Origin of the sequence: Amycolatopsis sp. 195334CR, from assembly GCF_017309385.1 — a bacterium.
Classification (GTDB): domain Bacteria; phylum Actinomycetota; class Actinomycetes; order Mycobacteriales; family Pseudonocardiaceae; genus Amycolatopsis.
In genome coordinates this window covers 519,593-535,579 of record NZ_JAFJMJ010000003.1, presented here as the reverse complement: position 1 = coordinate 535,579, position 15,987 = coordinate 519,593, and the positions used below count along the sequence as shown (strand labels likewise).

Genomic DNA, 15,987 nt, shown 5'->3' with positions numbered 1-15,987 from the left:
ATGCCGATCGCCACCCACCTCTCCACGGAGATCGAGCCTGCCGCCCGAGGCCGGGAACTGGGCCGGGCTCGGCGTGCCGAACTGCACGCCGCCTTCGCCCGGTACGACGAACTGTTCGCTGCCGAGGGCGCGCGAGCGGGCCAGGTGGCCGACTGGGGCGCCCGGGCGCTGGCCGAGACGGCCGCCTGGGCGCCGGAACTGGCCGCGGAGATGACCGGCACGGCGGAAGGTGCCGGTCTCGAACCGTGGCAGCTCGGCGCGCTCAACGGGCGCACCGAGATCCTCGCCGCGCTCGCGGTCACCGGGGAAGGGGAGTGCTCGGCGGCGGTGCTGGTGCCCCAGTCCGGCGCGCCGCGGACGGTGCAGACCTGGGACTGGCACGACACCTTCCGCGACGGAATGCTGTTGTGGTCGCTGGAACCGCGGCCGGGCCGCCGGGTGCACACGTTCACCGAGTTCGGTGTGGTCGGCAAGGTCGGGGTGAACAGCGACGGCCTCGGGCTGCACTTCAACGTGCTGCGCCACGCCTCGGACCACACCGACATCGGCGTGCCGGTGCACGTGGTCGCCCGGCGCATCCTGGACGAGGCGACCACCGTCGGCGAGGCGGTCGAGCTGGCGCGGTCGGCGCGGCTCTCGGCGTCCACCGTGCTCACCGTGGTGACCTACGACGGGGAGCGCGGGGACGCCATCGGCCTCGAGCTGTCGCCCGAGCGCGTCGGTGAACTGCCCGTCGACCCGGACGGGGTTCTCTTGCACACCAACCACTTCCTCGACGAGAAGCTGGCGGCGGGGGAGAAGACCACGAACGAGGTGTCCAGCACCTTCGACCGGCTTCCCGGGCTGCGCGAGCGGGTGACCGCGCTGAACACCGACGACCGGACCGAGCGCGCGCGGGCACTGCACTCGCACCGCGGTGAGGGCCCGGCCATCTGCGCGCACGCCGATCTTTCACTGCCCGCTCACCTGCGCTGGGAGAGCCTGGCCACGATCAGCCTGGACGTGGCGGCCGGGCGGCTGTACGCGCACGAAGGCGGGCCGTGCCGGATCGAACCCGATGGCTGGCAGCAAGTTCCGTTCGACGAGAAGGGCCGGGTATGACCGCCGACATCAGTTACGACCCGCGAACCGGCGCCGCGGCGGGTGAGGTCGAGGCCACGCCGGACGCGGAGGTGGACGCGGCACTCGCGCGGGCGGCCGCCGCCGCGCCGGTCGTCGCCGCCACCTCACCGGCGGACCGGTCGGCCTGGCTGTACGCGATCGCCGACGCGCTCGACGAGCCGTCCACTGTGGACGAACTGATCGCGCTCGCGGACGCGGAGACCGCGCTCGGCGAACCCCGGCTGCGGATGGAGATCGGCCGCACCTCGGGCCAGCTGCGGTACTACGCCGACGTCGCGGTCGAGGGCTCGTACCTCCAGGCGACCATCGACGCGCCGAAGCCGCCGACGCCGGGGATCGCCAGGGTGCAGGTCCCGCTCGGGCCGGTCACGGTGTTCGGCGCGAGCAACTTCCCGTTCGCGTTCAGCGTGCTCGGCACGGACACCGCCTCGGCGCTCGCGGCGGGTTGCCCGGTGGTGGTCAAGGCGCATCCCGCGCACCCGCGGCTCAGCGCGCGGCTGGCTTCGCTGACCAGGACGGCGCTGGCGGGCACGTCCGCGCCGGAGGGCCTGTTCGAGCTGGTGGCCGGATTCGACGCGGGCGCCCGGTTGGTGCGTTCGGCGCACACCGCGGCGGTCGCGTTCACCGGTTCGCAGCGGGCCGGGCTGGCGTTGTGGCAGATGGCGAACGAACGGGAGGTGGTCATCCCGGTCTTCGCCGAGATGGGCACGGTCAACCCGGTCGTGGTGACCCCGGCAGGCGCGGACCGGCTGGCGGAACTCGCCGAGGGCTTCGTCGGCTCGTTCACCCTGGGTACCGGGCAGTACTGCACGAAGCCCGGCCTGCTGTTCGTCCCGAGTGGACACTCGGCGGCCGAGGTGGTGGCCGCGGAACTGGAGCGGCGCGCGCCGAAGTCGTGGATGCTCACCGAGCGGATCGCCCGTGACGCGGCGGCGGGCGTGGGTGAACTGGTCACCGCCGGTGGCCGGGTGGTCGGCTCGACCGAGGGACCGGGCGAGGGCTGGACGGTGGCGCCGGCGGTGTTGTCGGTGCCGATCGAGAAGCTGGTCAGCGGTTCGCGGTTGCTGGAGGAGTGCTTCGGGCCGGTGGTGCTGGTCGCCGAATACGCCTCACTGGCCGAGCTGGACGCCGCGCTCGGCGAGCTGCAGGGCACGCTGACCGCGGCGGTGATGACCGGCGGGGACGAGGACCCGGACGTCGCGGACCTGGTCGGCAAGCTCAGCGGCCTCGCCGGCCGGGTCACGGTGAACGACTGGCCGACCGGCGTCGCGATCACCTGGGCCCAGCACCACGGCGGCCCGTGGCCCGCCACGACGGCCCCGGCCACCACGTCGGTCGGCGCCGGTGCCCTGGTGCGGTTCACCAGGCCGGTGGCGTACCAGAGCGTGCCGGACGCGGCGCTGCCCGCCCCGCTGCGCGCGGACAACCCGTGGCACCTGCCGCGCCGCGTGGACGGCACGCTCACCTGACCCGCGCGCTCACCTGACCCGCGCGCTCACCTGACCCGCGCGCTCACCTGACCCGCGCGCTCACCTGACCCGCGCGCTGCGCCAGGCGCAGTGAATGTGGCTTTCACTGCGGAATGTGCTGTGAAAGCCACAGTGATGATGGTGTGTATGGACGGGGGCTGCCCCGGGGCTTGGCCCGGAAAGCCACTGACGCCCTGGCCGGGGTTGTCTTGCGAATGATCTGCCGGTTCCGGGGTGGTCTCCGTTCGTGCACGTCACCAGGCCAGGGGATGTGACTTGATAGGAGCCTGTGCCACCAGGACACCCATCACTGTGCTGTCCACCCCTGCTGGCCCGGTACGTGCCCTCCCTGACCACTGAACACCACGGGACGGCAGAGACCAGGATGACTGATCAGCACACCGGCGTCGACACTGCCCAGCACACCGCGGTGATCGCCGGGGTCGATACCCATAAAGACACCCACACCGCCGCCGCGCTCGATCCTGTCGGCCGGGTACTGGGCACGCACACCTTCCCGGCCACCACCGCCGGCTACACCGCGCTGGGCACCTGGCTGGCCGGGTTCGGCACGGTGTCCGCGGCCGGGGTGGAGGGCACCGGTTCCTACGGCGCGGGCCTGGCCCGCTACCTGGCCGGCGAGGGTGTCACGGTGGTGGAGGTCAACCAGCCCGACCGGCATGCCCGCCGCCGCAAGGGAAAGACCGACACCCAGGACGCGATCAACACCGCCCGCGCCGTCCTGGCCGGCCACGCTGAGGCCACCCCCAAAGCCGGCACCGGGCCCGCCGCCGCGATCACCGCCCTGCGCACCGCGCTGACCAGCGCGGTCAAATCCCGCACCGCCGCGCTCAACCAGCTCCACGCCCTGATCGTCACCGCCCCCGCCCCGCTACGCGAATCCTTGTCCGGCCTGACCGGCACAACCCTGATCAGGGCCTGCGCCCGGCTGCGCCCCGGCACCGACCTCACCAGCCCCGTCAACGCCACGAAAACCGCGCTCCGCCGCCTCGCCCGGCGCATCACCGACCTCACCACCGAGATCACCGACGCCAAAACCGACCTGAACACCCTGACCCGCCAGGTCCTGCCCGCCACCACCGCCGTGTTCGGCGTCGGCCCCGACACCGCCGCCCAGCTCCTGGCCACCGCCGGAGACAACCCCGACCGCATCACCACCGAAGCCCAGTTCGCCCACCTCTGCGGCACCGCCCCGATCGACGCCAGCAGCGGCCGCAACAACCGCCACCGCCTCAACCGCGGCGGCGACCGCCACGCCAACGCCGCCCTCCACCGAATAGTGATCGTCCGCCTGCGCCACTGCCCCCGCACCCGCGCCTACCTCGAACGACGCACCCGCGAAGGCCTCCCCAAACGACACATCATCCGCTGCCTCAAACGCTACGTCGCACGCGAAATCCACCGAACCATCACCACAGACATGGCCAACCTCACAACAACCCCTTGACCTCAATAGGAGCATCATTCACTGCACGGGCCCTGGGGCGGGCTACCGCCGGGTGGAGCGGCGTTCGGTGAGGCCGATCGGCAGTGAGCGCACGGTACCCGCCGGGGCCTTCCCGTCCAGCAGGTCGAACAGCAACCCCGCGCACGCCGCGCCCGCTTCGCGCGGGTGCAGGTCGATGGCGGTGATCGGCGGATCGCTGTGCGCCAGCGGCGTGCCGTCCACACAGGCCGCCAGCAGCAGGTCGCCGCCGACCGAGCGGCCCGCCGCCCGCAGCACCGGCAGCGCGGCGGTGGCCGAACCGTCCGGCGCGCAGATGAGCGCGTCCAGCGCGGGATCGGTCTCCAGCAGCGCGCTGACGTTGTCCTGCACCACGTCCGCCGGCGCGCCGAAGGTCAGCTCGCGCAGCAGCGCGGGCACGCCCCTGCTCCGGCACCAGGCCCGGAACGCTTGCTGCAGCTGGTTTCCCCAGTCGGTGGTGGCGCTGGAGGCGAGCAGCGCGGGCCGCCGCGCGCCCGCGGCGTGCAGGTGGTCGAGCAGCCGCCCGAACATCTCCGCGTGGTCGGACAGCACGATCCCGGCCGGGCTGGCGTCCCCGGTGAACCGCTCGCAGGTGACCACCGGAACCGACGCCCGCAGCAGCCCGCGCACCATCGGATCGGTCTCCAGCGGATCACCCAGCACCACCCCGTCGACGCGGTGGAACGCGCCGGGCGCGGGCAGGTGCTTCGAGGTGAGCAGGGTGACGTCGTAGTTCATCTCGGCGGCCTTGTCGACCACGCCGAAGACGAAGGACATGTAGTACTCGGAGCGCGCGAGGATGTCGGGCAGGTGCAGCCCGATCGCGCCGGTGTTCGCACGCCGGAGCGACCGCGCCGAGGCGTTGGGGGAGTAACCGAGCCGGTTCGCCGTGCTGGTGACCAGCTGCCGGGTGCGCTCCGAAACGCGGCCGGAGCCGCGCAGCGCGTCGGACGCCGTGGTCTTGGAGACCCCCGCCACCCGAGCCACTTCGACCAGCGTGACCGGCTCTTCCTTGCCCACCCGCCGACGATAGCCGATGGCAGGCAGTGACCCCGCGGCACCCAGTGCATATGAAACGATTCATTGCGTTAGTCGATGGCCGTTTTCGGACCTTGAGTCCGCTGGTCCGCTTCGCTACTGTGCCGCTTAATACGTTTCAAAGTGTGACCTACGTCAACGAGGACGAGGAGACTCACTTGACTTCCTCAGAAGCCGTCGGCAACGCACCGGCGGACGAGTCCGGAACGGTCAGTCGCCAGCAGTGGAAATGGTCGGTGCTGGCCGCGATGGCGTCCTATCTGGACGCCGGCTCGATCGTGGCGCTCGGCTCGGGCCTGGCCCTGTTCCAGGCCTACCTGGGGTTGAGCAACGACGCGGTCGGCGCGCTGGCCGCCATCGGCCCCAACGCGATCGGCTGCGCGCTCGGCGCGCTGATCGGCGGGCGGCTGGGCGACAAGCTCGGCCGCAAGCGGATCTACAAGTACGACCTGCTGGTCTACGCGGCGGGCATCCTCTGCATCGCGCTCGCGGTCAACGCGCCGATGTTGTTCATCGGCACCTTCGTGGTCGGTGTCGCGGTCGGCGCGGACGTGCCCACCTCGCTCGCGCTGGTCGGCGAGTTCTCGCCGTCCAAGGCCAGGGGCAAGCTGCTCAGCTTCACGCAGATCGCCTGGAACACCGGGCCGGTGGTGGTGCTGCTGCTCGCGCTGGTGCTGTCCCCGCTGGAACTGCTCGGCATCAGGATCGTGTTCCTGCACCTCTTCGTGGTCGCGCTGGTCACCTGGGCGCTGCGCCGGGGGCTCGCCGAATCGGCGCGGTGGACCACGGCCGCCGCCGCGGCCGGCTCGGTCGCGACGCGGGTCGGCGCGCTCTTCCGCGGCGCCAACCTGCGGGCCCTGGTGTGGACCGGCACGATCTACCTGTTCTGGAACGTGGCCGCCGGGACCAACGGCATCTTCACCCCGTACATCGTCACCACGCTCAACGCGGGCAGCCAGGCGGCGGGGGTGGCGCTGTCCTGCGCCGGCTTCGTCATCGGCATCCTGGGCACCCTGGTGTTCATGCGCCTGGTCGACCGCGGGCATTCGAAGCGCAGGACCATGTGGGCGGCCGGTGCGGTGATGCAGGTGCTCGCCTTCGTGGCGTACCTGGTGTTCCCGTTCACCATCCCGGTGATCATCGCCAACATCGTGTTGTTCGGCGTCGGTGCCGCCTTCGCCGGTGAAGCGGTGTACAAGATCTTCAGCCAGGAGCTGTTCCCGACCATGCTCCGCGGGACCGCCCAGGGCCTGACCTTCGGCGTGGCGCGGACCTTCCTGGGCATCTGGAGCTTCTTCGTGCCGACGCTGGCCACCGCGGGCATCGAGACGGTGGCCGCGCTGCTGGCGGCGTGCCTGCTGATCAGCGGGGTGGTCGGGTACTTCTTCATGCCCGACACCTCCGGCAAGTCACTGGAACAGATCGAACAGGAGCGGGCGCTGGTATGACGGGGCTGCTGAGCCGGTTCCGCGCACCGGGGCCCGAGTCCTCCCCGCTGCCGATCTGGTGGTGGAGCGGGGCGAAGGTGACCAGGACGCGGCTGCGCGAGCAGATGGACCGGCTCGCCGGGCAGGGGGTGCGCCAGGCGGTGGTCCTCTGCCTGGCGCCCACCGGCCCGATGTTCGGCTCGGTGGCCGACGACCCGCCGTTCCTCAGTCCACAGTGGATCGAGTTGTTCGACGGCGCCTGCCAGGACGCCGAGCGGATCGGCTTCCGGCTGTGGCTCTACGACCAGATCGGCTTCTCCGGGGCGAACTTCCAGGGCCGGATCACCGCGCGGAACCCGGAGTTCGCCGGGCTGGCGCTGCACCGGGACCCCGGTGGCGAGATCCGGGAGGAGGTCAGCGGGTTCGACTACTTCGGCGTGGACGCCTGCGCCACCCTGCTGGACCAGGTCCACGGTGAGCTCGAACGCGGGCTCGGCCACTGGTTCGGCAAGGTGATCCCCGGGTTCTTCCAGGACGAGCTGCCCGCGATGCCGACCTGGGGCCACGACTTCGCCGGGACCTTCGCCGCGCACTACGGCTACGAACTGGCGTTGCCCGCGTTGTACGGCGGGAAGGACGCCGAATCGGCCCGGAACCGCCGCGACTACCACGAGCACCGCGCCCGCCTGGCCCGCCGCGCCTTCTTCGACCCGCTCGACCGCTGGTTCGCCGAGCGCGGCCTGATCTGCGGTTTCGACCAGCCGTCCCCGGCGCGCGAAGGCGATCCCATCGGCGGTGTCCAGGTGTACGGCGACTACCTCGGCACGCATTCCGGGTTCGGCGCGCCGGGCAGCGACCACTGGGGCGACCCGAAGGTGCACAGTTCGCTGGCGCACGCGAACGGGCACTCGCGCACCTGGATCGAGGCGTTCCACTCCTCCGGCTGGGGCGGCACGCTGGAGGAGACCTACGACTGGCTCGCGCCGTTCCTGCGGCGTGGCGCCAACCTCTACGACCCGCACGCGGTCTACTACTCGACCGCCGGCGGCTGGTGGGAGTGGGCGCCGCCGTCGACGTGCTGGCGCCAGCCGTACTGGCCCGCCTACCACCGGTTCGCCACGGCGGTGTCGCGGTTGTGCTCGGTGCTGACCATCGGCACGCACGTCTGCGACGTCGTCCTGCTCTCGCCGACCACCACCACGCAGGCGTACCTGACGCTCGACGGTCCGCTTCCGCCCGCCGAACGCGCCGCCGCGTGTTACCACCGGCTGAACGGCGCAAGCGTTTGGTTCGCGGAAGAACGCGGCGTGCTGGAGGCCGCCGGAATCGACCACGACACCTTCGACGAAGCCACCATCGCCGGGGGAGAAGTCGTCGGCGACCGCCTCCGGATCGGTGACGAGACCTACCGCACGGTGGTGCTGCCGGAGGTCGAGCTGCTGCACCCGGCCGCTGCCGAGAAGCTGGCGGAATTCGCCCGCGCGGGCGGGCAGGTGATCTGCGTGGGTGTCGCTCCGCTGGACGACGTGACCGTGGTCGGCCGGCCCGAGGACGTGCCCGCGCTGATCCCCGAAGGCCCGGTGCAGGCAGACGCCCCCTTCCTGCTCCGCCGCGACGGTGACTCGTTCGTCCTGCTGCTGACCGCGCACGACGAGCGGACCGGCACGCTCGCGCCGATCGTCGACCTGGCGCGGGAGAACTGGGCCGAGGTCGGTTTCCCGTGGGAGGAGTACTGGCAACGGCTTCGCGAGGACGGTTACCGGTTCGTGCCGCCGACCGGCCGGGTGGCGCACGTGCGGACCAGCGGCCTGCCCGGACGGGCGCAGCAGTGGAACCCGCGCACCGGCGAGCGCACGGAACTCGTGGTGCGCGACGGAGTTCTCGAAGTCCCGTTCGACGACGGCCCGATTTCCCTGGTGGTGTTCGGGGAAGACCTGCCGCCGGCGGACGCGCGTCCACTCGGCCGTGAGCTGGAGTCGGTGCCGGTCGCCGGGCCGTGGCTCGGGCTGGCCGAGTCCACTCTGGATAACAGCGAGGGCGACCTGGCGGGCGCGGCCCGCGATGGCGTGCTGCCGATCGAAGTCTGGCGGCTGAGCCACGAGAGCGGTCCGGTGATCGCCGGGTTCGGCCCGTTCGCCGAGGTGCGTGACGCCGACGGTGGCTGGCGGAACGCGGAGTGGTCGCTGTCCCGTGGCATCCACAAGGACCCGGTGCACAACGAAACCCTGGGGCCGAAGGGATATGTCGCCGAGGAGTTCCTCGACTGGCGGCACGTGCCTGCGGGTGGCTCGGTGGCCGTGCGCACCTGGCTGGAGCTGCCGCCGTCGGACGGGCTCCAGCTGGTGGTCGGCTCCGGGGCCGCGCGGCGGGTGCGGATCGACGGCGCCGAGGTGCCGTCGACCGGCGAGGGGTACCACACGGTCAGCCCGGTGCCCGGCGGCCGGACCGTCCGGCTGGAGATCGAGTTCACCGCGTCGGAGGACGGCCCGGTGCGGGCTTCCTTCGCCGTGGTCACCGATTTCGAACGGTACCGCCGTCCGGAGTGGATGGTCGGCGCGGAGGTCAGCCGTACCTTCCGGCACACCGATGACACGGCGGTCGTGCAGGTGGCCAGCGAAGGCGCCTGCCGGGTGCTGCTGAACGGCACGGAGATCGGCAGGCAGGGCGACTTCAACCCGTACCCCGGCCACCGCGAGATCCGGGTGCACCCGTACGAACTGGCGTTGCGGCCGGGGGAGAACACGCTGACCCTGCTGCTCGGGCCCGGTGCGGTCGCCGCGGTCGACGCGCCGGACCCGGGCATCACGAGCGGTCCCGAATGGACCTGCGACGGGTTGCGCCGCAGGCACCCGCGTGACCCCCGGTTCCTCTGCCTCCGGCCGCGGCCGCACCCGCTGCCCGGCGCCTGGTGGCTGGAGCCGGAGGCGGCACCCGGCGACGTGGTCGTGCCGGTGGTGCCCGATCCGGCGCCGTCCGGGGAGCGCGTCGAGTCACTGGAGTTCCCGGCGCCGCTGGGTACGGTGTCCCTGCGGATCCCGTCCGGGCTGGAGGTGGTCGCGGTCATCGACGGAACCGAGCACAAGCCGGTCGGCGGCCGGGTCGGCCTGCCGTCCCCGCTCGCCGCCGGAACGCCGGTGCGGCTGGACTTCCGCGCGACCGACGGCCGCCGGGGCGGCGCCCTGCTGGACTCCGCGATCGAGGTGGAGGTCGCCGAAGCGCCGGTGGAACTGCGTGGCTGGGCGGAACTCGGGTTGCGTTCGCTCGGCGGGCGGATGCGCTACCGCACCACGTTCACCGCCCCGGGCGGACGCGTGGTGCTCGACCTCGGCGAGGTCCGGGGCACCGCCGACGTGCTGGTCAACGGGCAACTCGTCGACCAGCTGGTGTGGGCGCCGTGGCGTGCCGAAATCACGGACGCGCTGCGGGACGGCGAGAACGAGCTGGAGATCGTCGTGCGCGGCACGCTCGCGGGCTATCTCGACGACGCCTCACCGACCACCGCCGTGGCCGCCGGGCAGGTCCGCACCGGCCTGTTCGGCCCGGTCCGGCTCATCCGACACGGAGAGGAACCATGACGAAGGTCGGCCTTGTCGCCGGTGGGCTGGGTGCCTACTGGCCCCAGTTCCCGGAGCTGCTGCCCCAGCTGAAGCTCTCCGCCGAACGCGTTTCCGAGCGGATGCGGGAGTTCGACTGCGAAGTGGTCGACGTCGGCTTCATCGCCGACCCGCGGGAGGGCGACCGCGCCGCCGAACAGCTGCGGGCCGCCGGGTGCGACATCATCGTGGCCTTCCTGACCACGTACATGACCTCGAACATGCTGATGCCGGTGGCGCAGCGCAGCGGCGCGCCCGTGCTGCTGCTGAACCTGCAACCCACCGAAGCGATGGACCACGCCACCTTCGACACCGGTGCGTGGCTCGCCTACTGCGGTGCCTGCCCGCTGCCGGAGATGGTCAACGCCTTCCGCCGGTGCGGCGTGGAGGCTCGTTGTGTCAGCGGGTACCTGGAGGAACCCGCGGCGTGGGACAAGATCGGCCGCTGGGTGCGCGCGGCCGGGGTCCGGGCGAAGCTGCGGCGCGGCAGGCACGGCCTCCTCGGGCACCTGTACCCGGGCATGCTCGACGTGTCCACGGACCTCACGCTGGTTCCGCGTGCCTTCGGCGGGCACGTCGAGGTGCTGGAGATCGACGATCTGCGTGTGCGCGTCGAGCAGGTCGGCGACGCCGCCACCGACGACAGGGTGGCGCACGCACGTGAAGTGTTCACAGTGGACTCGTCCGTCGTGGACGACGATCTCCGCTGGGCGGCCAAGGTTTCCGTGGCGCTGGACCAGCTCGTGGACGACTTCGGCCTGGACAGTCTCGCCTACTACCACCGCGGCCTGAACGGCGAAACCCACGAGCGCGTGGGCGCGGGCATGATCCTCGGCGCCTCCCTGCTCACCGCCCGCGGGATCCCCGCCGCCGGTGAGTACGAACTGCGCACCTCGCTGGCCATGCTCATCCTCGACCAGCTCGGCGCGGGTGGTTCGTTCACCGAGTTGCAGGCGCTGAGCTTCCGCGACGACGTGGTGGAGATGGGCCACGACGGGCCGGCGCACCTGGCGATCAGCGACGGGAAGCCGATCCTGCGCGGCCTGGGCGTTTACCACGGGAAACGCGGCTGGGGCGTGTCCGTGGAGTTCGACGTCAAGCACGGGCCGGTCACCGCGTTCGGCCTCGGCCAGCAGCCCGACGGTTCGTTCCGCTTCGTCGCCTCGGAGGGCACCGTGGTGGACGGGCCGTTGCTGCGCATCGGGAACACCACGTCCCGGGTGGACTTCGGGCGGCATCCCGGCGAGTGGACCGACGACTGGAGCATGACCGGGATCGGCCACCACTGGGCGCTCGGCGTCGGGCATCGCGCAGCCGAACTGCGCGCGGTCGCGGATCTCTGCGGCCACGAACTGGTCACCGTCACGCAGGAGGGCATCCGTTGACAGCCACCACCGCCGGCCCGGTCCGCTTCGAGCACCGCGACGACCCGCTGGGGCTGGGCACCGCGACACCGCGGCTGTCCTGGCAGGTGCGCACCGACGATCCGGAATGGACGCAGACCGCGTACGAGCTGGAGCTGGACGGCTCGGTGGTCCGGGTGGACTCCGCCGAGCAGGTGCTCGTGCCGTGGCCGTTCGAGCCGCTGCCCTCGCGCGCGCGTGCCGCGGTCCGCGTGCGCGTGGCTTCCGGTGGCGACTGGTCGCCGTGGAGCGAATCGTCCACTGTAGAAACAGGGCTGCTGTCGACGGCGGACTGGTCCGCGCGGTTCGTCAGTCCGGTCACGCTGGGCGGAATCGGTTCCCCCGCGCCGATCCTGAGCCGAGCGGTGACCTTGCGGTCCGGTATCGCGTCCGCCCGGCTGTACGCCACCGCGCACGGGGTGTACGAGGCTCGGCTGAACGGCGAGCGCGTCGGTGACGAGGTGCTCGCGCCGGGCTGGACCAGCTACCAGGCCCGGTTGCGGTACCAAACCCACGACGTGTCGGCGTTGCTGCGCGAGGGCGAGAACGAACTCGATGTCCTGCTGGGCAACGGCTGGTTCCGCGGCCGCCTGGCCTGGGCGGGCAAGCGCGCGCACTACGGTGACCGGCTGGCCTTGCTCGCCCAGCTGGAAGTCACCTACGCGGACGGCACGGTCGATGTGATCGGCACCGACGAGCAGTGGACCGCCCGGAACAGCACGGTTCTGGCCGACGACCTGTACGACGGTCAGCTCACCGACCTCGGGGCCACGTCGTCCACAGTGGATCGAGTCGAAGTGGTGGACGCCGATCTGGGCAGGCTGGTCGCGCCCGAGGGGCCGCCGGTGCGGGCGACCGAGGTGCTGCCCGCGTTGAAGGTGTGGCAGTCACCGTCGGGCAAAACGCTGGTCGACTTCGGGCAGAACGTGGTCGGCTGGGTCCGGATCCACCTGCACGACACCCGGGCCGGGCAAGAGGTCGTGGTGCGGCACGCGGAGGTGCTGGAGCACGACGAACTCGGCGTGCGGCCGCTGCGCACGGCGAAGGCGACGGACACCTACGTGCTCGCCGACGCGGCCGAAGTGGTGGTGGAACCGAACCTGACCTTCCACGGCTTCCGGTACGCGGAGATCACCGGTGCCGAGGTGGCGGTGGAGGACCTGGCCGCCGTGGTGGTGGGCACCGACCTGCGGCGGACCGGCTGGTTCTCCTGCTCCGAGCACGATCTCGAGCAGTTCCACCGCAACGTGGTCTGGGGCATGCGCGGCAACTTCCTGGACGTGCCGACGGACTGCCCGCAGCGCGACGAGCGCCTCGGCTGGACCGGCGACATCCAGGTCTTCGCGCCCACCGCCGGGTTCCTGTTCGACACCGCGGGCTTCCTCAGCACCTGGCTGGCCGATCTCGCGGCCGACCAGCAGGAGGACGGCTCGGTCCCGTACGTCATCCCGGACGTGCTCTACGGGAAGTCGCCGACCGCCACGGCGTGGGGTGACGCGGCGGCCGTGGTGCCCTGGGTGCTGTACCGGCGCAACGGCGACACGGGCGTGCTCGCGCGGCAGTTCGACAGCATGCGCGCCTGGGTGGACAAGATCGCCTCACTGACCACGGACGGCGTGTGGGCGGGCGGTTTCCAGTTCGGCGACTGGCTCGATCCGACCGCCCCGCCGGAGAACCCCTTCGCCGCCAAGGCAGATCCCGATGTGGTGGCCACGGCGTACCTGATCCGGTCGGCGGAAATGGTCGCCGAGATCGCGCGCGTGCTCGGCCGGGACGCCGGGCACTACGAGAAACTGGCCGCCGAAACGAAGGAAGCGTTCGTCCGGCACTACGTCACCGATTCGGGACGGGTGCTCAGCGACGCGCCGACGGTGTACGCGCTGGCGTTGGCGTGGGACCTGCTGCCCACCGCCGATCAGCGCGCGCACGCGGCCGAGCGGCTGGCGGACCTGGTGCGGGCCAACGGGTTCCGCATCGGTACGGGGTTCGTCGGCACGCCGCTGGTGACCGACGCGCTGACCTCGGCCGGGCGCCCCGATCTGGCGTACCGGCTGCTCCTCGAACGCGGTTGCCCGTCGTGGCTGTACCCGGTGACCATGGGCGCCACCACCATCTGGGAACGCTGGGACAGCATGCTGCCCGACGGTTCGATCAACCCCGGCGAGATGACCTCGTTCAACCACTACGCGCTGGGGGCGGTCGCCGACTGGATGCACCGCACGGTCGCGGGCCTGGCCCCGGCGGCGCCGGGCTACCGGCGGATCACCGTTCAACCCGTTCCGGACGCCGCCCTGACGCACGCCTCCGCGCGGCACGAGACGCCGTACGGCACGGCGTCGGTGTCGTGGCGGCGGGACGGCGGGGAGTTCACTGTGGAGGTTGAGGTACCGGTGGGTGCTTCGGCCGAAGTGCGGCTTCCCGGTGGAGAGCCGGTGGAGGTGCGGCACGGCCGTCACGAGTGGACGGTGCCGGATCCGGTGACCCCGCGTCCCGTCCCGGTGACCGTCCGGGATCTGCTGGACCACGCGGAACTGTGGCCGAAAGCGGTGGCGCTGCTGGGAGAACTGGGCCTCGGCGCGGGTTCGGCGGAGATCGCCAAGGAGGCGGCGCCGTTCCTCGACCGGCCCGCCGCCGAACTCGCCGGGCTGCTCGCGATGAAGGACCCGTCCCGCGACGGATCCGCCGCCGAAGCCGCGCTCGCCGCGGTCCTCGGGTGACTTCTGCCGTTCCATCCGGCGTCGGCGACGTGAACACGGCCTGTACTTCGGGCAGAACCCTTGTTGCGCGCTAACGGCCCGGGTTATGAAATTCCGCGAGTTCGGTGAGGACAGGAGATCCTGAAGTGACGATTTCGCGTCGGCAGCTGCTCGGGTACGGCGGAGCCGGGATCGGGGCGGTGCTGCTCGGCAACGGAGTGTGGAACGCGGCGGGTGCCTTCGCCGCGCCGGCGGGGACGTCGAACCCGTTCACCCTCGGGGTCGCCTCGGGCGATCCGGCGCCGGACGGCGTGGTGCTGTGGACGCGGCTCGCCCCGGATCCGTTCGCTGTGGACGGTGCGGGTGGCATGCCGGCCAAACCGGTGCGGGTGGAGTACGAACTCGCGCGGGACGAGCGCTTCCGGCAGGTGGTGCGCCGCGGCAGCGTGGTGGCCACGCCCGAGCTGGGGCATTCGGTGCACCCCGAGATCCACGGCCTGGCGCCGGATCGTGAGTACCACTACCGGTTCCGGGTGGGTGGCGAGGTCTCGCCGGTCGGCCGGACCAGGACGATGCCCGCGGCGTGGGCCAACCCGAACGAACTGCGGTTCGCGTTCGCCTCGTGCCAGGCGTGGCAGGACGGGTACTTCACCGCGTACGACCACATGGCCGCCGAGGACCTCGACTTCGTGGTGCACCTCGGGGACTACCTCTACGAAACCGGGGTCGGCACGAACAAGCGCGGGGTGACCGTCGACCCGCGGTTCCACACCGAGACCTTCGACCTGGCCCGGTACCGGCTGCAGTACTCACTGTACAAAATGGAGGCCCCGCTCCAGCTGGCGCACGCGCGGTTCCCGTGGATCGTGACCTTCGACGACCACGAGGTGGAGAACAACTGGGCGGGCGACATCTCCCAGGCGGACACCGAACCCGACCAGGACCCCGCGGTGTTCCGGGCGCGGCGGGCCGCGGCTTTCCAGGCGATGTACGAGAACCTGCCGCTGCGGCGGGCGCAGATGCCGTCGGGCGCGGACATCCGCATGCACCGCCGCCTGAAGTACGGGCGGCTGGCGGATCTCACGATGATCGACACCCGGCAGTACCGGGACGACCAGCCGTGCGGTGACGGTGGTGGGGTCGACTGCGCCGACCGGTTCGACACCGACCGCACGATCCTCGGCGCCGCACAGCGCGAGTGGCTGCTCGACGGCTTCAGCCGGTCCGACGCGCGGTGGCAGATCCTGGGCAACCAGGCGCCGATCGGGCAGACCGACCGCGACCCGGGCCCGGCGGTCGACGTCTGGTACGACCCGTGGGACGGGTACGTGGCCGACCGCGACCGGGTGCTGGCCGCCGCGCAGGACCGGAACGTGCGGAACCTGGTGGTGATCACCGGGGACCGGCACCAGAACTACGCGTGGGACCTGAAGCGGGACTTCGCCGACCCGGATTCGCCGGTGGTGGCCAGTGAGTTCGTCGGGACCTCGGTGAGCAGCGGGGCCGACGGCGCGGACCTGAACGACGACGGCGTGAAGTTCCTGGCGGCGAACCCGCACATGAAGTTCTTCAACGCCCAGCGGGGTTACGTGCGCGTCGACGTCGACCGGCACCGGTGGCGCAGCGACTTCCGGGTCCTGCCGTACGTCACGAAGCCGGGCGCGCCTGTCTCGACGCGAGCCAGCTACGTCGTCGAAGACCACCGTCCCGGCGTGCAACCCGCGTGACATTCGGCCAGGGGCAGGCTGGTCAT

General features: G+C 71.6%; 9 protein-coding genes. 8 read left to right on the top strand and 1 reads right to left on the bottom strand.

What is annotated here, in order from left to right:
* The 3 genes from JYK18_RS39555 to JYK18_RS39545 all read left to right on the top strand — a co-directional run bounded on the left by JYK18_RS39555 (window position 1) and on the right by JYK18_RS39545 (window position 4,059).
* Complete coding sequence (locus JYK18_RS39555; protein WP_206808980.1) at window positions 1-1,101, top strand: C45 family peptidase; 1,101 nt, start codon at window positions 1-3, stop codon at window positions 1,099-1,101.
* Window positions 1,098-2,591 carry an aldehyde dehydrogenase family protein gene (locus tag JYK18_RS39550; RefSeq protein ID WP_206808977.1) on the top strand — a complete coding sequence of 498 codons (1,494 nt, stop codon included), beginning with the start codon at window positions 1,098-1,100 and terminating at the stop codon, window positions 2,589-2,591. The genes JYK18_RS39555 and JYK18_RS39550 overlap by 4 nt, the downstream gene beginning before the upstream one ends.
* 385 nt (window positions 2,592-2,976) lie before the next feature.
* Complete coding sequence (locus JYK18_RS39545) at window positions 2,977-4,059, top strand: IS110 family transposase (RefSeq protein ID WP_206806962.1); 1,083 nt, start codon at window positions 2,977-2,979, stop codon at window positions 4,057-4,059.
* Between the two features lie 42 nt (window positions 4,060-4,101).
* On the opposite strand, the gene JYK18_RS39540 is transcribed toward JYK18_RS39545, so the two are convergent.
* On the bottom strand, window positions 4,102-5,097 hold the full coding sequence (locus JYK18_RS39540) for a LacI family DNA-binding transcriptional regulator (RefSeq protein ID WP_206808976.1): 996 nt from the start codon (window positions 5,095-5,097) through the stop codon (window positions 4,102-4,104).
* Between the two features lie 176 nt (window positions 5,098-5,273).
* Between JYK18_RS39540 and JYK18_RS39535 the strand changes: the two genes are divergently transcribed.
* The 5 genes from JYK18_RS39535 (at window position 5,274) to JYK18_RS39515 (ending at window position 15,961) form a co-directional block, all read left to right on the top strand.
* The gene (locus JYK18_RS39535) at window positions 5,274-6,563 is read left to right on the top strand and encodes an MFS transporter (protein WP_242583971.1); all 1,290 of its coding nucleotides are present in this window, start codon (window positions 5,274-5,276) and stop codon (window positions 6,561-6,563) included.
* Window positions 6,560-10,117, top strand: a complete 3,558-nt coding sequence (locus JYK18_RS39530) for a hypothetical protein (RefSeq protein ID WP_206808974.1) — start codon at window positions 6,560-6,562, stop codon at window positions 10,115-10,117. Before JYK18_RS39535 ends, JYK18_RS39530 begins: the two co-directional genes overlap by 4 nt.
* Window positions 10,114-11,520, top strand: coding sequence for an L-fucose/L-arabinose isomerase family protein (locus JYK18_RS39525; RefSeq protein WP_206808972.1), 1,407 nt, complete (start codon window positions 10,114-10,116; stop codon window positions 11,518-11,520). The genes JYK18_RS39530 and JYK18_RS39525 overlap by 4 nt, the downstream gene beginning before the upstream one ends.
* On the top strand, window positions 11,517-14,255 hold the full coding sequence (locus JYK18_RS39520; protein ID WP_206808970.1) for a glycoside hydrolase family 78 protein: 2,739 nt from the start codon (window positions 11,517-11,519) through the stop codon (window positions 14,253-14,255). Before JYK18_RS39525 ends, JYK18_RS39520 begins: the two co-directional genes overlap by 4 nt.
* A gap of 125 nt (window positions 14,256-14,380) precedes the next feature.
* The gene (locus JYK18_RS39515) at window positions 14,381-15,961 is read left to right on the top strand and encodes an alkaline phosphatase D family protein (protein WP_307796262.1); all 1,581 of its coding nucleotides are present in this window, start codon (window positions 14,381-14,383) and stop codon (window positions 15,959-15,961) included.
* Window positions 15,962-15,987: the final 26 nt, after the last annotated feature.